General features: G+C 66.6%; 22 protein-coding genes and 1 tRNA gene. 11 read left to right on the plus strand and 12 right to left on the minus strand.

Annotated features, from left to right (window positions below; genetic code table 11):
* Nucleotides 1–32: 32 nt before the first annotated feature.
* From J2X98_RS01795 to J2X98_RS01805, 3 genes are all read right to left on the minus strand, one after another.
* On the minus strand, nt 33–959 hold the full coding sequence (locus tag J2X98_RS01795) for an AEC family transporter (protein WP_307303746.1): 927 nt from the start codon (nt 957–959) through the stop codon (nt 33–35).
* Between the two features lie 51 nt (nt 960–1,010).
* Nucleotides 1,011–1,436, minus strand: coding sequence for an aspartate 1-decarboxylase (panD, locus tag J2X98_RS01800; RefSeq protein WP_174237563.1), 426 nt, complete (start codon nt 1,434–1,436; stop codon nt 1,011–1,013).
* A 169-nt stretch (nt 1,437–1,605) separates the two neighbouring features.
* Nucleotides 1,606–2,520, minus strand: a complete 915-nt coding sequence (locus J2X98_RS01805) for a LysR substrate-binding domain-containing protein (protein ID WP_307303749.1) — start codon at nt 2,518–2,520, stop codon at nt 1,606–1,608.
* A gap of 155 nt (nt 2,521–2,675) precedes the next feature.
* Between J2X98_RS01805 and J2X98_RS01810 the strand changes: the two genes are divergently transcribed.
* Both J2X98_RS01810 and J2X98_RS01815 read left to right on the plus strand, forming a co-directional pair.
* Nucleotides 2,676–4,139, plus strand: a complete 1,464-nt coding sequence (locus tag J2X98_RS01810) for an amino acid permease (RefSeq protein WP_307303751.1) — start codon at nt 2,676–2,678, stop codon at nt 4,137–4,139.
* 386 nt (nt 4,140–4,525) lie between these two features.
* Nucleotides 4,526–8,020: a bifunctional proline dehydrogenase/L-glutamate gamma-semialdehyde dehydrogenase gene (locus J2X98_RS01815; RefSeq protein ID WP_307303753.1), complete on the plus strand. Its 3,495-nt coding sequence runs from the start codon at nt 4,526–4,528 to the stop codon at nt 8,018–8,020.
* 74 nt (nt 8,021–8,094) lie between these two features.
* On the opposite strand, the gene J2X98_RS01820 is transcribed toward J2X98_RS01815, so the two are convergent.
* Both J2X98_RS01820 and J2X98_RS01825 read right to left on the minus strand, forming a co-directional pair.
* Nucleotides 8,095–8,409, minus strand: a complete 315-nt coding sequence (locus tag J2X98_RS01820) for a hypothetical protein (protein ID WP_141945306.1) — start codon at nt 8,407–8,409, stop codon at nt 8,095–8,097.
* A gap of 166 nt (nt 8,410–8,575) precedes the next feature.
* Nucleotides 8,576–9,430 (minus strand): LysR substrate-binding domain-containing protein, encoded by an 855-nt coding sequence (locus tag J2X98_RS01825; RefSeq protein ID WP_141945308.1) that lies wholly within the window; start codon nt 9,428–9,430, stop codon nt 8,576–8,578.
* A 141-nt stretch (nt 9,431–9,571) separates the two neighbouring features.
* Between J2X98_RS01825 and J2X98_RS01830 the strand changes: the two genes are divergently transcribed.
* Nucleotides 9,572–10,951 carry an MFS transporter gene (locus tag J2X98_RS01830; RefSeq protein WP_141945310.1) on the plus strand — a complete coding sequence of 460 codons (1,380 nt, stop codon included), beginning with the start codon at nt 9,572–9,574 and terminating at the stop codon, nt 10,949–10,951.
* 16 nt (nt 10,952–10,967) lie between these two features.
* On the opposite strand, the gene J2X98_RS01835 is transcribed toward J2X98_RS01830, so the two are convergent.
* A tRNA-Gly gene (locus tag J2X98_RS01835) sits at nt 10,968–11,041 on the minus strand.
* 235 nt (nt 11,042–11,276) lie between these two features.
* Here J2X98_RS01835 and J2X98_RS01840 point away from each other — a divergent pair.
* Nucleotides 11,277–11,738 carry an SRPBCC family protein gene (locus J2X98_RS01840; protein ID WP_307303758.1) on the plus strand — a complete coding sequence of 154 codons (462 nt, stop codon included), beginning with the start codon at nt 11,277–11,279 and terminating at the stop codon, nt 11,736–11,738.
* 21 nt (nt 11,739–11,759) lie between these two features.
* Here J2X98_RS01840 and J2X98_RS01845 read toward each other — a convergent pair whose 3' ends face one another.
* On the minus strand, nt 11,760–13,472 hold the full coding sequence (locus tag J2X98_RS01845; protein ID WP_307303760.1) for a CAP domain-containing protein: 1,713 nt from the start codon (nt 13,470–13,472) through the stop codon (nt 11,760–11,762).
* 142 nt (nt 13,473–13,614) lie between these two features.
* Between J2X98_RS01845 and dcd the strand changes: the two genes are divergently transcribed.
* On the plus strand, nt 13,615–14,190 hold the full coding sequence (dcd, locus tag J2X98_RS01850) for a dCTP deaminase (protein ID WP_307303762.1): 576 nt from the start codon (nt 13,615–13,617) through the stop codon (nt 14,188–14,190).
* Between the two features lie 34 nt (nt 14,191–14,224).
* On the opposite strand, the gene J2X98_RS01855 is transcribed toward dcd, so the two are convergent.
* From J2X98_RS01855 to J2X98_RS01865, 3 genes are all read right to left on the minus strand, one after another.
* Nucleotides 14,225–15,406 carry a cation:proton antiporter gene (locus J2X98_RS01855; RefSeq protein ID WP_141945316.1) on the minus strand — a complete coding sequence of 394 codons (1,182 nt, stop codon included), beginning with the start codon at nt 15,404–15,406 and terminating at the stop codon, nt 14,225–14,227.
* A 5-nt stretch (nt 15,407–15,411) separates the two neighbouring features.
* Nucleotides 15,412–15,894 (minus strand): cation:proton antiporter regulatory subunit, encoded by a 483-nt coding sequence (locus J2X98_RS01860; protein WP_141945318.1) that lies wholly within the window; start codon nt 15,892–15,894, stop codon nt 15,412–15,414.
* Between the two features lie 64 nt (nt 15,895–15,958).
* Nucleotides 15,959–17,362, minus strand: coding sequence for an MFS transporter (locus tag J2X98_RS01865; protein WP_307303766.1), 1,404 nt, complete (start codon nt 17,360–17,362; stop codon nt 15,959–15,961).
* 195 nt (nt 17,363–17,557) lie between these two features.
* Between J2X98_RS01865 and J2X98_RS01870 the strand changes: the two genes are divergently transcribed.
* The 6 genes from J2X98_RS01870 to mnhG are packed head-to-tail and all read left to right on the plus strand — an operon-like array spanning nt 17,558 to nt 24,034.
* A complete protein-coding gene (locus tag J2X98_RS01870) occupies nt 17,558–20,617 on the plus strand; it encodes a Na+/H+ antiporter subunit A (RefSeq protein WP_307303768.1) in 3,060 nt (1,019 codons plus the stop codon).
* Nucleotides 20,614–21,219, plus strand: coding sequence for a Na(+)/H(+) antiporter subunit C (locus tag J2X98_RS01875; RefSeq protein ID WP_307303769.1), 606 nt, complete (start codon nt 20,614–20,616; stop codon nt 21,217–21,219). Before J2X98_RS01870 ends, J2X98_RS01875 begins: the two co-directional genes overlap by 4 nt.
* Complete coding sequence (locus J2X98_RS01880; protein ID WP_307303771.1) at nt 21,216–22,823, plus strand: Na+/H+ antiporter subunit D; 1,608 nt, start codon at nt 21,216–21,218, stop codon at nt 22,821–22,823. The genes J2X98_RS01875 and J2X98_RS01880 overlap by 4 nt, the downstream gene beginning before the upstream one ends.
* Nucleotides 22,820–23,365, plus strand: coding sequence for a Na+/H+ antiporter subunit E (locus tag J2X98_RS01885; protein WP_141945329.1), 546 nt, complete (start codon nt 22,820–22,822; stop codon nt 23,363–23,365). The genes J2X98_RS01880 and J2X98_RS01885 overlap by 4 nt, the downstream gene beginning before the upstream one ends.
* Nucleotides 23,365–23,640 carry a monovalent cation/H+ antiporter complex subunit F gene (locus tag J2X98_RS01890; protein WP_307304187.1) on the plus strand — a complete coding sequence of 92 codons (276 nt, stop codon included), beginning with the start codon at nt 23,365–23,367 and terminating at the stop codon, nt 23,638–23,640. Before J2X98_RS01885 ends, J2X98_RS01890 begins: the two co-directional genes overlap by 1 nt.
* A complete protein-coding gene (gene mnhG, locus J2X98_RS01895) occupies nt 23,630–24,034 on the plus strand; it encodes a monovalent cation/H(+) antiporter subunit G (RefSeq protein ID WP_307303773.1) in 405 nt (134 codons plus the stop codon). The genes J2X98_RS01890 and mnhG overlap by 11 nt, the downstream gene beginning before the upstream one ends.
* Nucleotides 24,035–24,042: 8 nt before the next feature.
* On the opposite strand, the gene J2X98_RS01900 is transcribed toward mnhG, so the two are convergent.
* Together J2X98_RS01900 and J2X98_RS01905 are read right to left on the minus strand one after the other, a co-directional pair.
* A complete protein-coding gene (locus J2X98_RS01900) occupies nt 24,043–24,306 on the minus strand; it encodes a DUF4235 domain-containing protein (protein ID WP_141945336.1) in 264 nt (87 codons plus the stop codon).
* A gap of 129 nt (nt 24,307–24,435) precedes the next feature.
* A complete protein-coding gene (locus J2X98_RS01905) occupies nt 24,436–24,978 on the minus strand; it encodes a heme-degrading domain-containing protein (protein ID WP_141945338.1) in 543 nt (180 codons plus the stop codon).
* Between the last annotated feature and the right edge of the window lie 70 nt (nt 24,979–25,048).

A 25,048-nucleotide genomic window follows, 5' to 3' on the forward strand; every position in this document is an offset into this window, starting at 1 on the left:
CTCCAAGCTGCGGTCATGCCTTTGGTCGGTGCCTATGCCAGCAGCAGTGCCACGCCAATCATCGCCGGCACTGCCACCACGGTGGTGATCAGGACGGTGTCCTTGGCGACGGTGAGTCCCGTCTGGTACCGGCTTGCCGCCACGAAGACGTTCTGTGCGGTGGGGAGCGCCGACGTGACCACCACGGCGAACAGCGCATGGCCGTCCATCCCCAGCGCGAAGCGGGCAAAAGTATAGGCAAGGGCCGGCTGGACGGCGAGCTTGAAACCGCTCGCCAGCACGGTGTCCACCCGTCTGCCTGCAGCGGCCTGCAGCGGCCGGGTGCCGTTCAGGCTCATCCCGAACGCGATGAGCATGGCAGGAATCGCCGCCCCGCCGATCAGGTGGATCGGCTCCATCACCAGCGCCGGGACCTGGAAGCCGGTGCCGGCCACCAGCAACCCCAGGCCGGAACCCACGATCATGGGATTGCGCAGGATCATCAGGAAGAACCCCACCACCGTGGTGCGGTGCGTGCTGGTGCTCGAGTCCAGGATCATGAGGAACATCGGGGTGAAGAACGCCAGCTGGAAGATCAGCAGCGGCGCCACATAGCTGGCGTCGCCCAGGACATATACCGCGATCGGAATACCCAGGTTGGCCGAGTTGGCAAGGGAAGCGGACATGGCGGACATCAGCGCCTCGGGAAGCGCCCGCCGCAGCCAAAACCGCGCGATGGTGAAGAAAATGGTGGCCGTGGTGATGGCCGCGACGGCGGTGACCAGCAGGGGCTCGGCGAATACTTCCTGCAGGTGGGCCTTGCTTAACGTCTCAAAGAGAAGGGCCGGGCTGGCCACGAAGAAGGTGAGGCCGCTCAGGACAGGCCGCGCGTTATCCCCGAGGATCCGCCGCCGGCCCACGAACCATCCCACCAGGATGATGCACCAGACCACGAAGAACCCTGCCAGCACCCCTAGCAAAGGATGCCTCCCCGGGCATGGGTCAGGTGTCTGCCGGAGTCCACGCTCCGGTTACAGGGCGGCGTTGTTAAGCGCGAAGGGCGGGCGCATCATGCCGGGCGTGATGCCCTCGGCGGGGTCGTTGCCCAGCTGGATGACCCGGTTGTTTTCGTCCACGTGGACCACGCGCGGCTCGAAGGACTTGGCCTCTTCGGTGGTCATCTGGGCGTAGGTAATCAGGATGACAATGTCGTTCTCGTGCATCAGGTGCGCCGCTGCACCGTTGATGCCGATCACGCCGGAGCCGCGTTCACCGGCGATGGTGTACGTTTCAAGCCGCGCGCCGTTGGTGACGTCCACGATGGACACCAGTTCGCCGGGGAGGATGTCGGCGGCCTCGAGCAGGTCCAGGTCGACGGTGACCGATCCTACGTAGTGCAGGTCGGCGTGCGTGACGGTGGCCCGGTGGATTTTGGACTTGAACATTGTTCGATTCATAACGGCTCAAGTCTAGACCTGCGGCCCCCTGACCGCAGTGACGCACGAAACACGGCGACTCCGGATGACGCTCGCGCGCAGTGATGTGTGCCGTCGTTGCGCAGGGGTGCTGGCGCTCAACGACGTGCTGTCTGGCAGCGCACTCAGGGACAGGTACGACGGCGGCCGGTCACCCGGCGTCGTCCGTCGCCACGGCGGCGGCTGCTGCGGCAAGCGTCTCCCGGGCCGCAAGGATCGCCGGCCGCTGGGCGCTGGAGCGGCGGACCGAGGTAAAGATGGTGCGGTGCGGCTTTCCGGGAAGCTCCAGCAGCTGGGCCGTTGTCCCGCGGCCGGTCCAGACGAGGTCCGGCATCAGGGCCACCGCGTTTCCGGACTCGATCAGCCGCGCCTGGGCCTGGAGGTCGGCCGTTTCAAAGCGGACGTCGGGCTCGAACCCTTCGCTGCGGCAGGCCTGTTCGGCCCAATGCCGTGACGCGGCCCCCCGCGGCTCCATGACCCAGGACAGCTCCGCCGTGTCCGCCAGGGAACGGATGGCCGGCCTGCCCGGGGATGGTGGGGGAACAGCCAGGCGGATGGCATCGGTGGTCAGCTTCACCTTGTCCAGTTCGGGGTAGCGCGGGGCCGCGTGGCCCGGATACTGCTCGGCGATCACCAGGTCAAAGTCCCGCGCCCACGTCTCATGCAGTGCCGTTTCCGGCTCACGCTGGATCATCTCGATCCGCACCTCCGGATACCTGGCGGCCATCCTGGTCAAGGTATCGGGCATCAGCGCCAGGGCGGCGGACTGGAAAACGGCGATCCGCACGGTTCCGGTCACCGTGGTCAGGGACGCAGCCAGGTCCGCTTCGGCCTGTTCCATGGTTTCCAGCAGCTGCGCCGTATGCGCCACCAGAACTTCCGCCTGGGGCGTCAGCTGCACCCGCCGTCCGGTTTTGCGGAGCAGCTCCACGCCCACTTCCTTTTCCAGGAGCGCCAGCTGCTGGGAGACCGACGACGGGCTGTACTGCAGTGCTTCGGCCACCTCGGCAAGCGTGCCGCGGATGCTTAACTCGCGGAGCAGCCGGAGCCTGCGGACGTCAAGCATGATGGATTCCTAACTGAAACTAATGAATATAGGTTAGAAGTAGTCACTTTATCTAACGCAACCCCGCACGCATACTGTTGGAACCGAGTTACCCCCGTCACAGCCAGTTTCCTTGGCGTGCCGCGGCGGGGTAGACCCCAAAGCAGGAGTTCCTGATGAGCAGTAAAGATTTGAGCCAGTCGATCATGCGGCGCAAGCCGATCGATGACATCGAAGAAGAGAGCAAGCACAGCGGGCTGTTCAAGTCCCTCGGGCTGTGGCAGCTCACCGCCATTGGTGTTGGCGGCATTATCGGCGTCGGCATCTTTTCCCTTGCGGGATTGGTGGCCGCCGGCAGCGAAGGCAACCCGGGAGTGGGGCCCGCGGTACTGATCTCCTTCCTGATCGCAGGCCTGGCCTCAGCGGCCGCGGCCCTGTCCTACGCGGAATTCGCGGGCATGATCCCACGCGCAGGGTCTGCCTACACCTATGGCTACGTGGCACTCGGCGAGGTGATCGGCTGGTTCATTGGCTGGGACCTGCTGCTGGAATACATCGCCATTGTGGCGGTGGTGGCCATCGGCATCTCCGGCTACCTGGACGCCTTCCTGGCCGGCATTGGCATCCACCTGCCGGCCTGGATGACCTCCACGTTTGACGAAGGCAAGGGCGGCATCGTCAATATTCCTGCCATCCTGGTCTGCCTCCTGGTCACCTGGATCCTGTCCCGCGGCACCAAGGCCTTCGGCAGGTTCGAGCTCGTCGCCGTGGCCATCAAGGTGGTGCTGATCCTCTTCATCATCGGGCTGGGTGTCTTCTACATCAACACCGACAACTACAACCCGTTCATGCCCAGCGGCTTCGGCCCGGTCGTGGCAGGATCCGCCACCGTCTTCTTCGCGGTCTTTGGGTACGACGCCATGAGTACCGCCGCAGAGGAAGCCAAGGACGGCAAGAAGCACATGCCCAAGGCCATCGTGCTCTCGCTCATCATCGCCATGCTGCTCTACGTTGCCGCCACCCTGGTCCTCACGGGCATGCAGAACTACAAGGACATCGACCCCAAGGCCGGTTTCGCTTCCGCGTTCACTTCCGTGGGCCTGCCCGTCATTGCCACCATCATTTCGGTGTTCGCGGTGCTGTCCATCCTCACCGTGATGCTCACCTTCCTGCTCGGCGTGACCCGCGTGTGGTTCTCCATGAGCCGCGACGGCCTGCTCCCCGGCTGGTTCGCCAAGACTGACCGCCACGGCACCCCGCAGCGCGTTACCTGGATCGCCGGCATCGCTTCCGCTTTCCTGGCCGGCGTCTTCCCCATCAAGGCGGTCGCGGATCTCACCAACATCGGCATCCTGGCCGCGTTCGTCGTCGTCTGCCTGTCCGTGATCATCTTCCGTTACAAGCGGCCGGATGCGCCCCGCACGTTCCGCCTGCCCCTGATGCCCGTGATCCCTGCCTTCGGCGTTCTGGCCTCGGCCTTCCTGATGCTCCAGCTGCACTGGGAAACGTGGCTGCGGTTCGTGGTGTGGCTGATCATCGGCCTGGTGATCTACTTCGGCTATGGCCGGAAGCACTCCCTGATGAACCCCAACAGCCCGCGCCACCAGGAACTCGCGGACCTCCACGGCCCGCTCACCTAATCCCACACCCGACGCGCCATCACCTACTGCGCGTTTTCCTCCAACGCCCCATCACCTACTGCGCGTTTTCCCCCAACGCGTTATCAGGTGAAGCGTCCTGCCGAACCCTCTCCCACATTCCGTGGGGGAGGGTTCGCTGCTTTCCATAAAGGGTGGTGGGGCGTTGGTGGTTTGGGGGTATCAGGTGGTGGGGCGTTGGTGGTTTGGGGGTATCAGGTGGTGGGGCGTTGGTGGTTTGGGGGTATCAGGTGGTGGGGCGTTTCAAGATGCGAAAAGCATTGGTTTTTCTAACCTGTATAGGTTGGAAAAGATCGCTTTATCTTATGTGAGGAGAAGCTCATACTGGTGGAAAGACCCCTCCCACACTAAGAAAGATCGGGAAAACCATGACCCACGTTGCAATGGAACCGGCAGTCGCCAAAGCGGCCACCCCGCAGACGGTCGACGTCGACGTCCCCCAGGCAAAGGCCCTCGCCGATGAGACGGTCGCCCTTGTCCGCCGCTGGCTGACGGAGGCCTCAAAGGTTCCCGTTGACGCCTCGGCGCAGCAGCTCGCCGGCGTCCTGAAGGACCCCAACGGCCTGGAATTCACCGTTGGGTTCGTGGACGGCGTGGTCCGCCCCGAAGACCTGAATGTTGCCGCGCGCAACCTCGCCAAGCTGGCGCCGAAGGTTCCGGCCTTCCTGCCCTGGTACATGCGCAGCGCCGTGGCGCTGGGCGGCACCATGGCCCCCGTCCTGCCCCAGGTGGTCATCCCCGTCGCCCGCAAGGTCCTGCGCGAGATGGTGGGCCACCTGATCGTTGACGCCACCGACGCCAAGCTGGGTCCTGCCATCGCCAAGATCAGGAAGGACGGCATCAAGCTCAACGTCAACCTCCTGGGCGAGGCTGTCCTCGGCGAGCACGAGGCCTCCCGCCGGCTCGAGGGCACGCACACGCTGCTGGCCCGCCCCGACGTCGACTACGTCTCCATCAAGGTCTCCTCCACCGTGGCCCCGCACTCCGCCTGGGCCTTCGACGAGGCCGTGGAGCACGTCGTCGAAAAGCTCACCCCGCTGTTCCAGCGCGCCGCATCCTTCCCCAAGGCCAAGTTCATCAACCTGGACATGGAGGAGTACAAGGACCTGGACATGACCATCGCGGTCTTCACCCGGATCCTGGACAAGCCCGAGTTCAAGAACCTCGAAGCCGGCATCGTCCTCCAGGCCTACCTCCCGGACGCCCTGTCCGCCATGATCCGCCTGCAGGACTGGGCCGCTGCCCGCCGCGCCAACGGGGGCGCGGGCATCAAGGTCCGCGTGGTCAAGGGCGCCAACCTGCCCATGGAACAGGTGGAAGCCTCCCTGCACGACTGGCCGCTGGCCACCTGGGGCTCCAAGCAGGACTCCGACACCAGCTACAAGAGCGTCATCAACTACGCCCTGCACCCGGAGCGGATCAGGAACATCCGGATCGGCGTCGCCGGCCACAACCTGTTCGACATCGCCTTCGCCTGGCTCCTGGCCAAGCAGCGCGGCGTGGAGTCCGGCATCGAGTTCGAAATGCTGCTGGGCATGGCACAGGGCCAGGCCGAGGCCGTCAAGAAGGACGTGGGCTCCCTCCTGCTGTACACGCCGGTGGTCCACCCGTCCGAGTTCGACGTCGCCATTGCCTACCTGATCCGCCGCCTCGAAGAGGGCGCCAGCCAGGACAACTTCATGTCCGCCGTCTTTGAGCTGAGCGAAAACGAGGGCCTGTTCGAACGCGAAAAGCAGCGCTTCCTCGCTTCGCTGGAGGCCCTGGACAACACGGTCCCGCTGCCGAACCGCCGCCAGGACCGCAGCCTGCCGCCGGTTCCGAGGCCGCACGAGGGCTTCGGCAACACGCCGGACACCGACCCGTCCCTGCCCGCCAACCGCGACTGGGGCCGGGCCATCCTGGAGCGCGTGCCGTCCTCCACCCTGGGCAGCGCCGCCGTGAAGGCCGCCTTCATCGATGACGAAACCAAGCTCAACGCCGCCATCGGCAACGCGCTGGACAAGGGCAAGGCCTGGGGCGGGCTCTCCGGCAACGAGCGCGCCGAAATCCTGCACCGCGCCGGCGAGATCCTGGAAGCGCGCCGCGCCGACCTGCTCGAGGTCATGGCCAGCGAGACCGGCAAGACCATCGACCAAGGCGACCCCGAGGTCAGTGAGGCCGTGGACTTCGCGCACTACTACGCCGAGTCGGCGCGCAGGCTGGACACGGTCGACGGCGCCACGTTCGTCCCTGCCAAGCTCACCGTCGTCACCCCGCCGTGGAACTTCCCCGTCGCCATCCCGGCAGGGTCCACCCTTGCGGCACTCGCCGCCGGCTCCGCCGTCGTCATCAAGCCCGCCAAGCAGGCCGCCCGCAGCGGCGCCGTCATGGTGGAAGCACTCTGGGAAGCCGGCGTGCCCAAGGGCGTGCTGACCATGGTCCAGCTGGGGGAGCGCGAGCTGGGAACGCAGCTCATCAGCCACCCGTCCGTGGACCGCGTCATCCTCACCGGCGGCTACGAGACCGCCGAGCTGTTCCGCTCCTTCCGGAAGGACCTGCCGCTGCTGGCCGAGACCAGCGGCAAGAACGCCATCATCGTCACCCCCAGCGCCGACCTGGACCTCGCGGCCAAGGACGTTGCCTACTCCGCGTTCGGCCACGCCGGCCAGAAGTGCTCCGCTGCCTCACTGGTGATCCTGGTGGGCTCCGTGGCCAAGTCCAAGCGGTTCCACAACCAGCTGATCGACGCAGTGACCTCCCTCAAGGTGGGCTACCCGCAGGATCCCACCAGCCAGATGGGTCCCATCATCGAGCCGGCCAACGGCAAGCTCCTCAACGCCCTCACCACGCTGGGCGAGGGGGAAGACTGGGCCGTGGAACCGAAGAAGCTTGATGAGACCGGGCGGCTTTGGAGCCCGGGTGTGCGCTACGGCGTCAAGCGTGGTTCCTACTTCCACCTGACCGAGTTCTTCGGCCCCGTGCTGGGCGTCATGACAGCCGAGACCCTCGAAGAAGCCATTGCCATCCAGAACCAGATCGAGTACGGCCTCACCGCCGGACTGCACTCCCTCAACTCCGAGGAGCTCGGTATCTGGCTGGACTCCATCCAGGCCGGCAACCTCTACGTCAACCGCGGCATCACGGGAGCAATCGTGCAGCGCCAGCCGTTCGGTGGCTGGAAGAAGTCAGCGGTCGGCGCCGGTACCAAGGCCGGTGGCCCCAACTACCTGGCCGGCCTGGGCGACTGGATCCCCGCAACCAGCACCGCCACGGCAGCCGTCAGCCACCGGGGTGTCCGCCGCATCCTCGACGCAGCCGGCCCCGCCCTGGCCCCGGCCGAGCTTGAGTCGGTCCAGCGCGCCTTGGCGTCCGACGCCCAGGCCTGGACTGACGAATTCGGCACCGCCAAGGACGTCTCCGGCCTGAGCGCGGAACGCAACATCTTCCGCTACCGCAGCCTGCCGGTTACCGTCCGCCTTGCGGAAGGCGCGCCGCTGGCCCACCTAGTCCGGACTGTGGCCGCCGGCGTGCTGGCGGGCTCGGCGCTGACCGTGTCCACCGCCGTCGAACTTCCCGCCCAGCTGCGCTCCGTGCTCACCGCGCAGGACATCGAGGTGACGGTGGAGTCCGACGCCGGCTGGCTGGCTTCGGCGGAACGCCTCGCATCGGCAGGCAAGCTGTCCAACGCCCGGATCCGGCTGATCGGCGGCGACGCCTCCGCGCTGGCTGAGGCGACCGGCGGGCGCCCCGATGTGGCCATCTACGCCCACCCCGTCACCGAGGCCGGCCGCGTGGAACTGCTGCCGTTCCTGCACGAGCAGGCGGTCAGCATCACCGCCCACCGCTTCGGCACCCCGAACCATCTTTCGGACGCGCTGATCTAGCACCGGCAGACACAAAAAGGTCCGGTGGTTGGCTTGTTTCCACAAGCTCAACCACCGGACCTTTTGCGTGTCCGCTAGCCCAGATACCAGCCGGGCGGCGTCCAGGTGACCGGGACGTTGTGGGCTGAGAAATCCTCGCAGCGGGTGCAGGTGTAGGCCACTTCGCCGAGCGTGGCCACACTTCCGTCACGTCGGTACGTAGGCGGAATATACGACTCAAGATAGACGAACTCGTCTGTTCGGCATTTGTCGCAGGTGGGCTTTCCCACGTATCCGGAGTCTACGGAGGCGCGTCCGGTTCCGAGGGTGTTCTGGCGCGTGGTCGGCCGTGCAGTGGAGTGCTGGCGTGCGTGCGCAGAATCGAGATGGATGTTCCTGGCTGTCGTCATTGGCTGCCTGTCCCCAGCGCTTTTCCGGCATGCGGATACGCGCTTGTTTCGGTGAACTGGCCTGCTGCTTGACCTTGGAAAACCAGCATAGGTTAAGCCAGTTCCCCTATCAATGGACACGGGCCCCCTATCTCCCCTAAATGCTGGAAATCGGGCCCGAAGAGAGTTAGGTTTGCCTGTTAATGGTCCGGCCGACAATCGACTGGGTGAGGGCATCGATCACCTCAGGGTTGGCCAGTGGGTTGCGGATCAGGGTGAAGTCCACATCCCCTACTGCGGGCAGGTCGAAGCGTCGGGTGATGATCTTCAAGTCTTCGGGCACCAGCGAAGTTGGCATGACAGCCACACCGATGCCGGCCCGGACCGCCGCAAGTACCCCGCTGATCTGCCGGGTGGTGCAGGTGATCCGCCAGGTCCGGCCGTGGGCTTCCAGCGCATCGATGGCCAGTTTGCGGCTGAGGCTGGGGGCCGGGTAGGCGATCAGCGGCACGGGCGTGCCGGGTTCCAGCAGGGTCTGCTCCAGGCCTACCCAGGAAAACGAGTCGTGCTGGACCACTGTGCCGTCCTTCGCCCCCGCCACCCATTTCACGAAGACGAGATCCAGCTGGCCGGCGTTGAGCTTGCGGTAGAGCTGGTCGCTTTGCCCCACTGTCAGTTCCAGGTTGATCTGGGGGTAGATCTGCCGGAACTCGCGCAGGATCCGCGGCAGTCCGGTGATGGCGAGGTCATCGGCCGTACCGAACCGCAACCGCCCGCGCATCGCCGAACCGGAGAAGTAGCGGGCTGCGGCGTCATGCGCGGACAGGATGGTCCGTGCGAAACCGGCCATGGCGTCGCCGTTGTCGGTCAGCCGTACGTCCCGCGTGTCCCGGGTGATCAGGGTGCGCTTGGCGGCCGCCTCCAGTTTGCGGATGTGCTGGCTGATGGTGGGCTGCGCCAGTCCCAGGCGTTCGGCGGCCTTGGTGAAGCTGAGGGTGTCCGCCACTGCAAGGAAGGACCGCAGCTGGGCTGGTTCAAACATGGGGGCTCCCGTGGTCCAAGGTCCCGGCCGACCTATTGCGCTTTGCAATAGGAGTTATAGGGACCATAGGTGTCCATAATCTGTTCTGCCAGCCTAGCGTTAAGGGCATCCCAGACCGCCCGCAATCTTGAGGACATACCTGTGGCACCCCCACCGCCTTCGTCGGCCTCCGTCTCCCAACCCTTCATCGACGCGGCGGGTTCAGCGCCTCCTGGCAACCAAACCCAGCCGATTCCCGTCATTGCGGAGCGTCTCCCCTGGAAGCACACTTTCATCTCCCTCAAGGTGCCCAACTTCCGGATTTTCGCCGCCGGCCACTTCATCGCGGTCATTGCCGTCTGGATGCAGCGGATCTCCCAGGACTGGCTGGTGCTGCAACTCTCCGGTTCCGTGACCGCCGTCGGCGTAACCGTAGCGCTGCAGTTCCTGCCCTCCCTGCTGCTCGGCCCCTGGGGCGGCATGGTCGCTGACCGGTTCGCCAAACGGAAGATCCTCATCCTGTGCCAGAGCGTGGCCGCCGTCCTGGCTGCAACGCTGGCCACCCTTGCGCTCACCGGTGTCATCATGGTGTGGCATGTCTACGGCATCGCATTGGTCCTTGGCCTGGTGACCGTCCTCGACCAGCCTGCCCGTCAGGTGTTCGTCAACGAACTGGTGGGTCCCACCTATTTGCGGAATGCCATCAGCGTCAACTCCACCACCTTCCAGCTGGGCGGCCTGATCGGACCCGCCATCGCCGGCCTGCTCCTGACCGCTGTGGGGGCGGGCTGGGCCTTTGCCGCCAATGCCGTGGCCTGCTGCTCCACGGTGGCGATGCTCCTGATCCTGCGCAAGGACCAGCTGTACGTCAACGCGCCTGCCCCGAAGAGCAAGGGGATGCTGCGGGAGGGGCTGCGCTACGCCTTGAGTAAGCCCACCATCTACTGGCCGTGGCTGATGGCCGGCTTTGTTTCAGTCTTCGCCATGAGCCTTCCCGTCATCCTTGCTGCGTTCGCGGACCACGTCTTCCAGGTGGGTGCCGGCGGCTACGGCGTGCTCAACGCGCTGGTGGCACTCGGCGCGCTGTCCGGCGCAGTGGCGTCCACCCGCCGTCGTCAACTGCGTCTTCGGTCCGTGGTGTTCTGCGCGGGCATGTACGGCCTGATGCTCTGCCTTGCCGCGCTTGCCCCATCCATGGTGTCCTTCGGAGCGGTAATGGTGTTGTCCGGATTCTGGTGCCTCATGTTCCTGACCGGCTGCAACCAGCTGGTGCAGGTCAGTTCCAACCTGGGCATCCGCGGCCGCGTGATGAGCCTGTACATCATGGTGCAGATCGGGGGCCAGGCACTGGGCGGCCCCATGCTGGGCTCGATCGCCGAACATGCCAACCCGCATGCTGCCCTGCTGGTCTCGGGCGGCGTCCCGGCCCTTGCCGCGATGACCGTAGGCACAATCCTGGCGCGGAAGGGCTCACTGCGGCTGAAAGTGGACTGGCGGGACCGCCGGCATCCGGTGCGGATTGCCCGCCGGGCGGCTGCCTAGGTCCGGCAGGGAAAACTGGAGCGGCTGACGGGAATCGAACCCGCGTATCAAGCTTGGGAAGCTAGCGCTCTACCATTGAGCTACAGCCGCAGTGCCGCCGCCTGCGCGGGGCAGGACTTAGCTTAGCGCAGATTTGGGGGCTCCCCGTGACCACGGCGCGCGGCGGGTCCGTGTCCTTCACCCCGCGTCATCCAGTAACTCTTCAATAACGTCCGCGGTGCCCGCTAGGTCCGGGCGCAGGCGCTGGCTAACCTGATCCGGGTAGCGGCCGAGTTGGGGGAGGCTGCTATTGCGGCAGCCGACGTCAACCACAGGAATTTCTTTCATGGCAATGGCAGAGCACGAGGTCCTCATAGAACGCGACGCCACGGCCGTGTACCAATACCTCCTTGACACGACCAACCTCCCGTCATGGCGGACCGATGTGCGCAGCGTGAAACTCATGCAGGGCCCCGCGGACGCCAAGGGAGCGGTGTACCGCAAAATGGTGGCCGGCCGCTCCGGCCTGAGCATCCCGGCGGAGCTTGAGATCACCAATGTGCGCCCCGGGGCCGAAATCGAGTTCCACATCGTGTCCGGTCCGGCAACCCGGTGGGGCGGTTACTACCTCAGCACTGAAGGGGCCGGAACGCGGGTGCGTTTCGCCATGGAAGCGAAACGCCAGGGACGCTTTGGATTCCTCAGCAAGTTGGGGTTCCTTGACGGAATGCTGCAGCGGCGGGTCAGCGCCGATGTGGCCCAGCTGGCCCGGCTGAAGCACGTGCTGGAACTCGAACCGGCCGTCTGAGGCGGCCGCTTCACCGCCCAGTCACTGCGCCAGTCGCTGCCCCGTCCAGGGTCCGGCAATGTTCGACGGCGAGGCGAGGCTTCCGGCGCTCAGGTCCCAGTACTGCACGGTGTCATTGGCGCGCCGGAGCGCGACGCCCGTGGAGTTCAGTCCGGTCACGTTGCGCAGCGCCCGGATTCCCGTGACGTCTGACCATCCGGTGGCTACCGTGGGCCGGGTTTCCGTGCGAAGCGAAGCGGTGCCCCAGCCGCGGTAGAGCTGTACGCTTCCATCCGCCCCCAGTGCCAGGACATCCTGGAAGCCGTCGCTGTCGTAGTCCACCATGGAGAGCCGGGAGGCGTAGATGCCCGTGGCGACCGTGACCCGCTGCGCTATGTCGCCGGTCCCCTTGTTGCCGTACAGGTAGAGGTTGCCGGCGCTGTCCAGGGCCAGGATCTGGGGCATCCGGTTGTTGGCGCACCAGCCTCCCACCGCGAGGGTCAGCGTGTCCCAGCCGCCCGTGCCGAGAGTGATGGGGGCCTGGAACCCCCCGGCGGCAATGCCGCGGTACAGCGTCAGGTTGCCGTTGGTCCATTGGGCCAGGACGTCATAGGTGCCGTCGCGGTCCCAGTCGGTGACGAAGACTTCCTTGGCCCCGCCGAAGCCCGAGCCGATCACCCTGGCCGGCGCATAGGTGCGGGGGCCGGTGGACGCCCGGTCAAGCAGTTGGCCGGCTGAGTCGACGGAAACGAGGTCACCCGGTCCCTTGATGGCTGCCGCTGCCAGGTTCAGGGTGGGCGGCATGTGGCGTACGGGGGCGTCGCACAGGCTTGGCGGCGGTGGCGGAAAGGCGCCGCCCGACCCTGAGCTGGCGGACCCTGAGCCGCCCGGGGAATCGATGGTGCCGGCCGGAAGCGTGGCGTAACCGAAGAAGTCCACCACTCCCCAGATCTGGTACGTGGAGTTGGTGTACGAAATGCCGATGCCCATCACGTTGAACCGTGGATCGAGGAGCATGGCGTTGTGCCCCGGCGAACCCTTCCACCACTCGACGAGCTGTGCGGCGTCGCGGTCGGTCCGGATGGCAATGACCTCGCCGGCGCTGCTGGGGCTCAGGGCGCGGGGGTCGGTCCAGAAGCTGGCCCGGTGCTCGATCACCTCGCGCGTGGCGATGTTATCCGACCAGTCCTGGGCCAACCCGGCCACAGTGGGGTGGTACTTCACCGTGTTCAGCCCGTTGGCTACCCGGTACTCGTTGATCTTGGTGAACACCGTGAGGATGGCAGCGGAGTTGCTGTCCGGCACGAGGGCCTCCGTTGACGGAAGGGCGGCAGCGGACTCGGGTACGGCCGGTTGCGCAGGAGGCGGTGACGCCAGTTCCAGGTCCGGCGCCCACAGCGGCGGGATGGAAGCCGTTTGCGGGGTGGGCCCCGTGGAGGCGGCAGCCGGTGCCGGCGACGTTACCGCGGAGGCTGCCCCGCTGCCTGCAGGAGCAGGCGCCGCAGTGGTGGGCGCCGGCACGGGGGCGGCACCCGTCAGGGGTGAAGCGGCACGGATGTCAGGGTCCACGGCAGGGGTGAGGGCGCCGGTGGGCCCGGACACGGCGGCGGACCCCCCGTTGTTGCGCACCAGGGGAGCGGCAAGCGTGATGCTGGCCGGTCCTGCCGCGCCGGTGGGCAGCGCAGCAGGGGGTGCAGCAGCGTTCGAAGAGACCAGCGCAAACGCACAGAGCACGCCGACGACAGACGGTGCCACTAATTTATTCACAACATCCCCAGCTCTGTTACGCCATCCGGGAGACCATTCCGGCGGCTATCATTCGCAACATTAGCCCCACTGGGCCACAGCAACAACGGGAAAATGCAGGTGTGGATAACCGATACGGTAATTTGGGACGGTGCTGATCTCTGACCGCGACATTCGTGCCGAAATTGATTCCGAACGGATCGTGCTGGAACCGTACGATCCGGCGATGGTCCAGCCGTCGTCCGTGGATGTCCGGATAGATAAGTTCTTCCGGTTGTTCGACAACCACAAGTACGCACACATCGATCCGGCGCAGGAGCAGCCCGAACTGACGCGGCTGGTTGAAGTCGAGCAGGACGAGGCCTTCATCCTGCACCCGGGGGAGTTCGTCCTGGGTTCCACCTATGAGACCGTGACACTGCCGGACGACATTGCGGCCCGCCTGGAAGGTAAGTCGTCGCTGGGCCGGCTGGGCCTGCTGACGCACTCCACTGCCGGCTTCATCGACCCCGGGTTTTCCGGCCACGTCACCCTTGAGCTGTCCAACATGGCCACCCTGCCCATCAAGCTGTGGCCCGGGATGAAGATCGGCCAGCTCTGCTTCTTCCGGCTCAGCTCCGCTGCGGAGTACCCGTACGGGCAGGGGGAGTACGGCAACCGGTACCAGGGCCAGCGTGGGCCCACTGCCAGCCGCAGCCACTTGAACTTCCACAAAACCCGGCTCTAGCCGCATCGGGGGCGGCTGGCGGCTGCCCCTGCGCCTAGACCTGCGGTGCGACCGCCCGAGGCCGGATGAACGGCCTGGCCAGCGGTTCCACGTAGCGCGCCGCCAGGGGGCCCATCACGGCCATCAGCAGCACGTAGGCGGTGGCCAGTGCCGCGAGGTCATGGGGAACAGCGCCCGAGGCAACGGCCAGGCCGGCAATGACGATCGAGAACTCACCGCGGGCCACCAGCGCGGCTCCGGCACGGAAGCGGCCGGGCCGGGCTATCCCTGACCGTCTCGCTGCCCAGATCCCGGTGGCCATCTTGGTGGCTGCCGTGGCCACGGCCAGGACCAGCGCCCATGCCAGCACGGGCGGAATGGATGTGGGATCCGTATTGAGGCCGAAGGCCACAAAGAAGATGGCGGCGAACAGGTCCCGCAGCGGCTCCAGGATGCGGGTGGCGTTGTGGGCGGTGGAGCCTGAGATGGCGATGCCCAGCATGAAGGCCCCCACAGCGGCGGAGACCTGCATGGCGGACGCCGCGCCGGCCACCAGCAGGGCAGCCCCGAGGACGTTGAGCAGGAAGACCTCGGAGTTCTCGCTGTGGACCGCCTTGGAGACGTGATGCCCGTGCCGCAGGGCCACCATGAGGACCATGGTGACCACGGCCAGGGCAATGCCTACTGTGGTGAGGCCGCCAAGGAAACCCACGCCGGCCAGGGTGGCTGTCAGGATGGGCAGGTAGACGGCCATGGCGAGGTCCTCGAACACCAGGATGGACAGGACCACGGGCGTTTCACGGTTTCCGAGCCGGCCGAGGTCCGTGATGACTTTGGCGGCGATGCCGGACGAGGAAATGTAGGTCACCCCGCCCATGACCATGGCGCCCACGCCGCCCCAGCCGAGGAGGAGGGCAAGCGCAGCCCCGGGCACGAAGTTCAGGACAAGGTCCAGAACGCCCGCCTGCCATGAGCGGCGGAGGCCCGTGAAGAGTTCGGCCGCTGTATATTCCAGTCCGAGCATAAGCAGCAGCAGGATGACGCCGATCTCACCCGAGAGGTGGGCGAACTCGTGCATGCCTTCCAGCTTGATGATGCCGCCGGCTCCGAAAGCGAGGCCGCCCAGCAGGTAAAGCGGGATGGGCGACATCCCGATCCGTCCCGCCAGCCTGGCCAGCAGGCCGAGGCAGAACACAACGGCCCCCAGTTCAATGAGGGTCAGGGCCAGCGGGTCCATGTGGACTAACCGTTGCGCAGGATATCGGCCGCTGAGTCAAGGCCCTGCTGGGTGCCGACGGCCACCAGCAGGTCACCGGCGTGCAGGACGACGTCGGGCCCGGGCGAAGGCAGCACCTCACCCTCGCGCATGATGGCAACAATGGAGACGCCGCACCGGGTGCGGATGCAGGCCTTGCCCATGGGCTGGTTTTGGAACGGGGAGTCCGCGGCGATGGAGAACTGCCGGGTGACGATGCCCGGAACGTCCTTGTGCTCCTCCGCGAGCTTCATGGCCAGGTGGGTGCCGCCCAGCAGGTTGCCGAGCGTTGCCGCCTCGTCGCTGGTGAGCGGAATGGAGGCCTGGCAGGTGTCGGGATCGTCCCAGGTGGAAACGATGAGTTCCGTTTGGCCTTCCCGCCGCTCCACCACGCCGATGCGGCGTCCGGAGGCGGTCATGAAATCCTTCCTGAGGCCAAGGCCCGGAAGGTTGGTTTCGTCCACGTTCATGAATCCAGCCTAGTCCGCCTGGCAACACCCGGCCGGAGAGGCGGCGCGGGCTCCGACGGGGTGCTCAGGTGGCGGGTACGACGGCGATGGGAGCCTTGGCCGGTGACTTCACCGGCAGCAGCACCAGGAGCCCTGCGAGGAGGACCACCATGATGCCCAGGATGCCCCACCGCTGGGCCTGGCCGGCGGGAACCAACGGCGTGGCAAGGGTGATGCAGAGCGTGAACAGCGCGGGCGCCAGGAAGCTGACGGCCCTGCCGGTGGTGGCGTAGAGGCCGAAGAGCTCGCCGGATTCCCCGTGCGGCGCGAGCCGGGCCAGGTAGGCGCGGGACGAGGACTGGGCCGGCCCGACGAAGAGGCAGAGGAACAGGCCGAAGACCCAGAAGGTGGTGGTGCCGGCCCATCGCATGCCGAAGAAGGAATAGTTTCCGTTGCCCAGGACCAGGATGGCGGTCCCGGCAACCAGGAGCCCAACGAGTGAGCCGGTGATGATCGCCTTGGGACCCACCTTGTCATCCAGGAACCCGCCGATCACCGCGCCCACGGCAGCCACCACGTTCCCAAAGATGGCGAAGAAGATCACCTGGGGGAGAGCGAACCCGAAGGTACCGGCGGCGATGACGCCGCCAAAGGTAAAGACAGCCGCCAGGCCGTCGCGGAATACGGCGCTGGCGAGCAGGAAGTAGATGGTGTGCGGGCTGGTGGCGTAGATGGCCTTGATCCGGCGGAACAGCAGCCCGTAGCTGGCAAGGAATCCGAGCCGCGTGGATTGGGCGTCCCGGGGAAGCTCCGGGACGGCGAACAGGACGGGCAGGGCGAAGACGAAGAACCACACCGCGGAGAAGACGGCCACCAGCCGGATATTGAGGCTGTCCTGCGTGGAGGATCCGAACCAGTCGAAGGCAGGCTGGACGAACAGCTGCAGGACGATCAGGAGAGCCACGATCCCGCCAAGGTAGCCGGCGCCCCAGCCGAAGCCGCTGACCTTGCCGATATTCTGCGGCGTGGACACCTGGGCCAGCATGGCGTTGTAGTTGACGCCGGCAAATTCGAAGAAGACGTTGCCCAGTGCGATCAGGGAGACACCGAGGAGCAGGAATTCCGGGCGCGGGAACACAAAGAAGCACAGGGCCGTGAGGATGGCGACGGCGGCCGAGTTCACTCCCAGCCACAGCTTGCGCCTGCCGCCCGCGTCCGAGCGCTGGCCCGTCACGGGTGCCAGCAGTGCGATGGCAAACCCGCCGACCGCCAGGGCCGCACCCAGGACTGCCGAGGCGTTGTCCTCACCACCGAACGCCTTTGACGTCAGGTAGACGGTGAAGACGAACGTGGTCATGACCGCGTTGAAGGCCGCCGAGCCCCAGTCCCAGGACGCCCAGGCCAGTACCCGGCCTTTGCTGGAGGACCGGGTTCCGGATTCAAGTTCCGAGGCAGGCTGCATTGCTCCCGGCGCGCTGGCGCTGTTCATACGATGCATCGTATCCGCCCCTGGCGAACACCCGCGGGACCGTGGCCCCTGTCCCGCGGGGATTCCGCCCACGTGAGCCCGCAGGGCGGGGAAGGCGGCAGAGCCGCCTTGGTAAACTGAACCCTCCCGGACCTTACTTTTTTGCCGCCTGCTCCAACTTTTGACAATCGAATTCCTGACGTTGCGGAGAATCCAGTGATCACAGTCCTTGCCGTGCACTTTTCGGTGGCTGTCCTCGCGCCCTTCCTCTTCAGGCTATGGGGCCGCAACGCCTTCTACGCGCTGGCCGCAGTCCCCGCGGGTTCCTTCGCCTGGCTGATGTTCCAGCATGCACCCATTTATGCGGGTCCCGGGGCAGTCACCGAAACCTTCGAGTGGATCCCCAGCCTCCATCTTGAACTGGCTTTCCGTATGGGCGCCCTGGCCTGGGTGATGTCCCTGCTGGTGCTGGGTGTTGGTTCCCTGGTGCTGGTCTACTGTGCGCGGTACTTCAAGAGGAAAGACCAGGACCTCGGGGCGTTCGGCGCCCAGCTGCTGGCGTTCGCGGGCGCCATGTTCGGCCTGGTCACGGCGGATGACCTCCTGCTGCTGTTCATTTTCTGGGAATTGACCACCATCCTGTCCTACCTGCTGATCGGCTTCGCGCGGACCCGGCTTGCCGCGCGCCGCTCCGCCCTCCAGGCGCTGATGGTCACCACCGCAGGCGGCCTGGCCATGCTGGTGGGCCTGATCATGCTTGGCTACTCGGCGGGGACGTACCGCGTCTCCGCCATCCTCGAGCAAGCCCCCGCACTGGCAGGCGGAGCCACGGCGCCCACGGTGAGCGCCGCCGTCGTCCTCATCCTAGTGGGTGCCATCACCAAGTCCGCGCTGGTCCCCTTCCACTTCTGGCTTCCCGGCGCCATGGCCGCGCCGACCCCCGTCAGCGCGTACCTGCACGCCGCGGCGATGGTGAAGGCCGGCATCTACCTGGTAGCGAGGCTTGCCCCTGGGTTCTCGGACACCGCCTACTGGCAGCCGGCGGTCCTGGGGCTGGGCCTGTCCACCATGCTGGTGGGCGGCTACCGGGCGCTGCGGCAGACGGACATCAAGCTGATCCTCGCCTACGGCACCGTCAGCCAACTGGGCTTCCTCACCATGGTGGTGGGCCTCGGCACGCCCGACGCCGCACTGGCGGGCCTGGCCATGCTGCTGGCCCACGGCCTGTTCAAGGCAACGCTCTTCCTGGTGGTGGGCATCATCGACCACCAATCGGGAACCCGTGACGTGCGCAAACTCTCCGGCGTTTTCCGCTCTTCGCGCGCGTTGGGCATCGTGGCCGCCATCGGCGCCGCCTCCATGGCCGGTGTTCCGCTGCTCGGCGGCTTCGTCGCCAAGGAGTCGGTGCTTGAAGCCTTCGTGCACCACGCCGGGGACGCGCATTCCGGCGCGTGGGATGTGGTGGTCCTGGTGGGACTGGTGGTGGGGTCCATCCTGACGTTCGCCTACAGTGTCCGCTTCATGTGGGGCGCGTTCGCGGCCAAGCCCGGCGTGGAACCAATTCCGTTCAAGGCCATCAGGCCCTCGTTCCTGGCTGCACCTGCGGTCCTGAGCCTCCTGACCGTCGCCTACGGTCTCTGGCCGGCCCCGGTGGACGCCTGGATCCAGCCGTACGCGGCGTTGTTCGCGTCCAAGGCGCCCGACGCCGGCACCCCAGCCGAACAGGCAGGTCACCTTGCGCTGTGGCATGGCCTGACGCCGGCGCTTGGGCTGACGGCCGTCACCTTCGCGCTGGGCCTTGCGATGTACGTTGGCCGCAACGCCGTGGCCCGTGCCCAGACACTGTTGCCTGCGTGGGTGGACGGCGACCGCGCCTACCAGCTGACCATCGGTGCGCTCGACGACGCCGCGGTCTGGCTCACCGGCCGGACCCAGCGCGGATCACTGTACTTCTACCTTGCCGTGATCCTCAGCGTGGCTTTCGTCCTCCCGCTCGCGGCAATCCTGCTTGGCGGCAACCCCCTGCCGCAGGGCATCTACCTCGTGGATCCCAACTCCCCGCTGCAGTTGGTGGCAGGTGCAGGCATCGTGATCGGCGCCCTGGCCGCCGTCAGGGCCAACAAGCGGTTCCTTGCGGTGCTCATGGTCTCCGTGACCGGGTACGGCATTGCGCTGGTGTTCGCGCTGCAGGGTGCCCCGGACCTGGCGCTGACCCAGATGCTGGTGGAGACCATCATCCTGGTGGCGTTCGTCCTGGCCATGCGCAGCCTGCCGCCGGAACTGCGGGACCGCACCGGCGGCAAGTACCGCGTGCTGAGGGTCATCATCGGGCTGGGATTCGGCGTGACCATGGTGTTCGCCGCGATCTTCGCCATGGGGGCGCGGACCGCCATTCCGGTATCGCTGCAGTTCCCGCAGCTTGCCTATGAAGGCGGCGGCGGCCTGAACGTGGTCAATGTGACCCTGGTGGACATCCGCGCCTGGGACACGTTCGGCGAGATCAGCGTCCTGGCGCTCGCCGCCACCGGCGTGGCCAGCCTGATCTTCGTCCGGGGCCGCGGTGACAGGCTGCAGGCCTCCGCGTCGGTGGCGGAGGGAACGGTGGGGCGCTACCACGGTGTGGATCCCGGCTCCCGTGACGGTGCGGCCCTGGCCATCAGCCGGAAGTTCGCCGCTGCTGCCCGTGACCCCTGGATCGTGGCGGGCCGGACGCTCGCCCCCGAGCGCCGCTCCATCATCTTCGAGGTGGTCACCCGGCTGATCTTCCACTCCATGATCATTTTCTCGCTCTACCTGCTGCTGGCCGGGCACAACCTGCCCGGCGGCGGTTTCGCGGGCGGCCTCACCGCCGGCCTGGCGCTGACCATCCGCTACCTGGCCGGCGGCCGGTTCGAACTGCGGGAAGCGGCGCCGCTTAGCGCCGGCGCGCTGCTGGGCATCGGCCTGGCGCTGGCTGCCGTCTCCGCCGTGATGCCCCTGCTGCTGGGCGGCCAGGTGTTCCAGTCCGCCATCATCCAGGTATGGCTGCCTGTGTTCGGGGACATCAAGTTCGTCACCTCAACCATCTTCGATATTGGCGTGTACGTCGTGGTGGTGGGCCTGGTGCTGGATGTCCTGCGCAGCCTCGGCGCCGAGATTGACGAGCACCTGGAGGAGCGGTCCCTGGCTGCGGGCCAGGAATTGGACGAGGCCCGGGAGGCGGGCCAGGACCAACCGGAGCAGGATCAGGAACCGGACAGGGTTCCTGCCGAGACCACCGCAAAGGGCCATGCATGAGCGTCAACCTGACCCTGCTGATCGTCATGGGCGCGCTGTATGCCTGCGGCATCTACCTGATCCTGGAGCGCAGCCTGACCCGGGTGCTGCTGGGCCTGATGCTACTGGCCAACGCAACCAACCTGCTGATCCTGGCGACCGGGGGGTACGCAGGGCTGGCCCCATTGTTCGCCAAGGACATCGCCGCCAAGGACTACAACGACCCCCTGCCGCAGGCGCTGATCCTGACGTCGATCGTGATTTCATTCGCGGTCACGGCCTTCATGCTGGGCATCATCTACCGCACCTGGCTACTGGCCCGCCAGGATGAGATCCAGGACGACGCGGAAGACCGCCGCGTGGCAGCCACCCCCAGCTTCGACGCCGAGGACGATGCCGAAGTGCCCGCAGAAACCTCCGAGTTTCCGCTCACCATGCTCGGCTCTGATGGCATGGACGTCTCCGACCGCGGGGCTTCCGGCGCCGACGCCGGGCTGCAAGCGGACCAGCCGCCGGCCACGGTCCTGGCCGGCGGCCGGGAGATGTCCGCGGAACATGCCGCCGCGGAAGAAAAGCCCGGCTCACTCAACATTGACCCCAGCCCGGAAGGAGGCGGCAAGTGACCATCGCCAGCCTGGCACCGCTCGCCGTCGTACTTCCCATCCTGGGGGCCGCCCTCACGTTCCTGCTGATCCGGCACACCCGTGCCCAGCGCGGGGTGAGCATCGCCCTGCTGTCGCTGACCCTGGCGCTCGAATGCCTCCTGCTGGCGTCTGCCTGGAACGGCGGCACCGCGGCGGTAACCATCGGCGGCTGGCTACCGCCCTTCGGCATCGTCATGGTGGTGGACCAGTTCTCCTCGCTGATGCTGGTGGTGTCCTCCGCGGTGAGCCTGGCAGTGCTGGTGTATGCCACGGGGCAGGGCATGGCCGACGGCGACCACGACGCCCCCGTCTCGATCTTCCACCCCACCTACCTGATCCTGGTGGCGGGGGTCTCCAACGCCTTCCTGTCCGGCGACCTCTTCAACCTTTATGTGGGCTTTGAGATCCTGCTGACGGCAAGCTACGTGCTGATGACCCTGGGCGGCACCGGCCCGCGCATCCGCGCCGGTGTCACCTATGTGGTGGTGTCCGTCGTGTCATCTGTGCTGTTCCTGATTGCCATCGCCATGGTGTACGGGGCCACCGGCACCGTCAACATGGCGGACCTGGCCCTCAAGCTCGGTGACCTGGACCAGGGCACCAGGACCCTCCTGCACGTGATGCTGCTGGTGGCGTTCGGCATCAAGGCCGCCGTCTTTCCGTTGTCCTTCTGGCTGCCCGACTCCTACCCCACGGCCCCGGCGCCCGTCACGGCCGTGTTCGCCGGGCTGCTGACCAAGGTGGGCGTGTACGCCATGGTCCGGACGGAGACCCTGCTCTTTCCCGGCGACACTTTGAACACGCCCCTGATGGTGGCTGCGCTGCTGACCATGGTGGTGGGCATCCTTGGCGCGCTGGCCCAGAGCGACATCAAGCGACTGCTCTCGTTCACGCTGGTCAGCCACATCGGCTACATGGTGTTCGGTCTTGCCATGTCCTCCGCGGCGGGGCTCGCGGCGGCGGTCTTCTACGTGGCCCACCACATCACCATCCAGACCAGCCTCTTCCTGGTGACCGGCCTCATCGAACGCCGCGGCGGCAGTTCCTCGGTGGACCGGCTGGGCGGACTGGCCAAACTCTCGCCGATGCTGGCGCTGCTGTTCTTCATCCCCGGGATGAACCTGGCCGGCATCCCGCCGTTCTCCGGTTTCCTGGGCAAGGTGGGGCTCCTGCAGGCCGGCGTTGAACTCGGCACGCCGCTGGCGTACGCGCTGGTGACCGGCGGGGTGGTGACCAGCCTGCTGACCCTCCTGGCCATCGCCAGGGTATGGAACCGCGCATTCTGGCGCCGGCCCACGGACGCGGAGCATCCCGACCCGGTGCTGCTTGCCCCGCAGCCGGTGCGGGTTGCCGGGCCTGGTGCCAAGCTCAACAGCACCGTGACGCTGCTGCCGCGCACCATGGTGGGCTCCACGGCGGCCCTGGTGATGGTTGGGGTTGCGCTGACCGTCTTCGCCGGGCCGCTGTTCGGCCTATCGGACCGGGCCGCCCGCGACATGCTGGACCGCGGCCCTTACATCCACGCGGTGCTGGGTGATGCCGCCGCCGTTCCGGGGACCACTGCCGCGGGAGGAACGCGATGAGCCGCAAACGCATATCCCTGCGTCAGGAGCTGCCGCTTCTGGTCTGGCTGGTGATCGTCTGGGGCGCGCTGTGGCAGGACTTCAGCCCCGGCAACCTCCTGTTCGGTGCGCTGCTGGCAGTCGGCGTCGCCCGGCTCTTCTACCTTCCGCCCGTCGAGCTCAGCGGGCGCTTCAACATCCTCTACGCCGTCCCGTTCGCCATGGCGTTCCTGTGGAAAGTGGTGGTGGCCAGCGCCCAGGTCCTGTACCTGGCCGCCGTCCGCGGACCCAAGGTGACCAACGCCGTCGTCGCCGTGCGGCTGCGCAGCCACCAGGACCTGATCGTCACCGCCACCGGGCACGTCATTTCCCTGATCCCGGGGTCATTGGTGGTGGAGGTGGACCGCTCCACCTCCACCCTCTACCTGCACGCGCTCAACATCACGTCCAAGCGGGACGTGGAGGGCCTGCGGAACGAGGTGAGGTCCATCGAGGCCGGCCTGATCCGCATCATGGGCACCGCGGAAGAACTTGAAGCCGTCCGATTGGAGGCCGCCACGTGATGCACGTTGTCCTGGCTGTTACAGCCGTCATTTTCTCGCTGGCCGCGGCCGGAGCCATCATCAGGATTGCCCGCGGCCCTTCGCTGCTGGACCGGGTGCTCGCGGCCGACGTGCTGCTGGCAATCCTGGGCGGCGCGCTCTGCGTCGACATGGCCGTGAACCGGCACCTGAACAACCTGATGCTGGTGGTGGCCATCTCCATCATCGGGTTCATCGGCTCCGTGACGGTGGCCCGGTTCGTGGCGGACCGGAGGGTGAAGCCCAATGAATCCTGACTTCTCCGGCCCGGACGCCTGGATCGACACCCTCTCCGCGGTGTTCATGGTGGTGGGGGCGATCATGTCCCTGGGCGCTGCGATCGGCCTGCTCCGCTTTCCGGACCTGCTGAGCCGCATGCACGCCGCCACCAAGCCGCAGGTCCTGGGCCTGTTCCTGCTGCTGGCCGCCATTGGGCTCCAGCTGCGGACGTGGTGGGTGTGGCCGGTCCTGGCGGTGGCGTGGATCTTCCAGCTGCTCACGGTGCCCGTGTCCGCACATATGGTGGGCCGTGCCGGTTACCGCACCAAGCATCTGCACCGGGAACTGCTCACTGCGGATGAGCTGGAGGCCGTAGTGCAAAAAGCCGCCGCCGAGGCTGCCCTGAAGGACGACCCCGGCGGCGGCCGGTAGCGCTGCGCTCAGACGATGTCCTGCGTCTTGGCGAACCGGGCAATGGCGCGCTGCGTGCCCCGGTTGGCCAGGACCTGGATGATGGCACTGACGGACGCCGAGATCAGCGCGAAGGTCAGCGCCGAACGCAGGCTGGTGGGGACGTCCTCGTGTTTGCCCGTGGGCGCTTTCTGCCCGGTGGTCTTTTCCCAGATGGTGTTGACCAGTTTGGTGCCGGCCAGGCCTGCACCCAGGCTCACCCCGGTCCCGAGCAGCTTGATGAGAAGGTTCATTCCTATTACTCCTTGCGGGCGGAAAACGGACTGCCTCCAGCCTAGCCGCACGCGCGTCCCGGTCAGGGCAAGGGCGTGGCAAGCCGGGGCGGGTTGATGGACCGGGACACGGCCCAGGCATGCGGGTTCCTAGTCCCGCAGGGCCGACCCCAGGATGTCCCGCAGCGCCTCCACCACCAGGTCATGGTCCTGCAGTTGCGGCAGCCCGGAGACCGCGACCGTAGCCACTGCGCCCACTCCGGTGACATAGATTGGAAATGCACCTCCGTGTGCCGCATACCGGGATTGGTCAAACCAGGCGTTGTCCTCGATCCGGCCGCCGCCAAGCCGGCCCCGCAGGCCCACCAATAGGGACGGCACCTCGTACCGGGCGGCAGTGCGTTGCTTGGCGCGGATCCAGTATTCGTTGTCCGGAGTGGCACCCGGCAGCGCAACGTGGAACAGGACCTGCTCGCCCTTGGTGATGTCGATGGCAACGGGCAGGGCCCGCTCCTTGCCAAGCTCCACCAACAGCAGGCCCAGATTCAAGGAGTCATCCGGCGAGAAACCGGGGAATTGGAGTTCCCGGACTTCAGCCTCGACCCGGAGGATCAATGCTTCCAGGGAGCCTTCGGGCTGCGCGTCGCCGGAATCGGGATCGAACCCGGTCACAACCGGTGTATTGGCGGTCATGGCCCTCAATCTACCCCTGTCCGGTGTAAACTTGACCACGCCCAGCTGGGCGGATATTGAAGCCTTACCC

Source organism: Pseudarthrobacter enclensis (assembly GCF_030811655.1).
Classification (GTDB): Bacteria; Actinomycetota; Actinomycetes; order Actinomycetales; family Micrococcaceae; genus Arthrobacter; species Arthrobacter enclensis_A.

Bases quoted from the DNA above. Each gene is read 5' to 3' on its own strand.
- J2X98_RS01860 (WP_141945318.1), bottom strand. From the start codon at position 15,894: ATGAACGTGGACGAAACCAACCTTCCGGGCCTTGGCCTCAGGAAGGAT.
- J2X98_RS01810 (WP_307303751.1), top strand. From the start codon at position 2,676: ATGAGCAGTAAAGATTTGAGCCAGTCGATCATGCGGCGCAAGCCGATC.
- mnhG (WP_307303773.1), top strand. From the start codon at position 23,630: ATGAATCCTGACTTCTCCGGCCCGGACGCCTGGATCGACACCCTCTCC.
- panD (WP_174237563.1), bottom strand. From the start codon at position 1,436: ATGAATCGAACAATGTTCAAGTCCAAAATCCACCGGGCCACCGTCACG.
- J2X98_RS01905 (WP_141945338.1), bottom strand. From the start codon at position 24,978: ATGACCGCCAATACACCGGTTGTGACCGGGTTCGATCCCGATTCCGGC.
- J2X98_RS01865 (WP_307303766.1), bottom strand. From the start codon at position 17,362: ATGAACAGCGCCAGCGCGCCGGGAGCAATGCAGCCTGCCTCGGAACTT.
- J2X98_RS01840 (WP_307303758.1), top strand. From the start codon at position 11,277: ATGGCAATGGCAGAGCACGAGGTCCTCATAGAACGCGACGCCACGGCC.
- J2X98_RS01890 (WP_307304187.1), top strand. From the start codon at position 23,365: ATGCACGTTGTCCTGGCTGTTACAGCCGTCATTTTCTCGCTGGCCGCG.
- J2X98_RS01875 (WP_307303769.1), top strand. From the start codon at position 20,614: ATGAGCGTCAACCTGACCCTGCTGATCGTCATGGGCGCGCTGTATGCC.
- J2X98_RS01815 (WP_307303753.1), top strand. From the start codon at position 4,526: ATGACCCACGTTGCAATGGAACCGGCAGTCGCCAAAGCGGCCACCCCG.
- J2X98_RS01885 (WP_141945329.1), top strand. From the start codon at position 22,820: ATGAGCCGCAAACGCATATCCCTGCGTCAGGAGCTGCCGCTTCTGGTC.
- J2X98_RS01855 (WP_141945316.1), bottom strand. From the start codon at position 15,406: ATGGACCCGCTGGCCCTGACCCTCATTGAACTGGGGGCCGTTGTGTTC.
- J2X98_RS01900 (WP_141945336.1), bottom strand. From the start codon at position 24,306: ATGAACCTTCTCATCAAGCTGCTCGGGACCGGGGTGAGCCTGGGTGCA.
- J2X98_RS01820 (WP_141945306.1), bottom strand. From the start codon at position 8,409: ATGACGACAGCCAGGAACATCCATCTCGATTCTGCGCACGCACGCCAG.
- J2X98_RS01805 (WP_307303749.1), bottom strand. From the start codon at position 2,520: ATGCTTGACGTCCGCAGGCTCCGGCTGCTCCGCGAGTTAAGCATCCGC.
- J2X98_RS01825 (WP_141945308.1), bottom strand. From the start codon at position 9,430: ATGTTTGAACCAGCCCAGCTGCGGTCCTTCCTTGCAGTGGCGGACACC.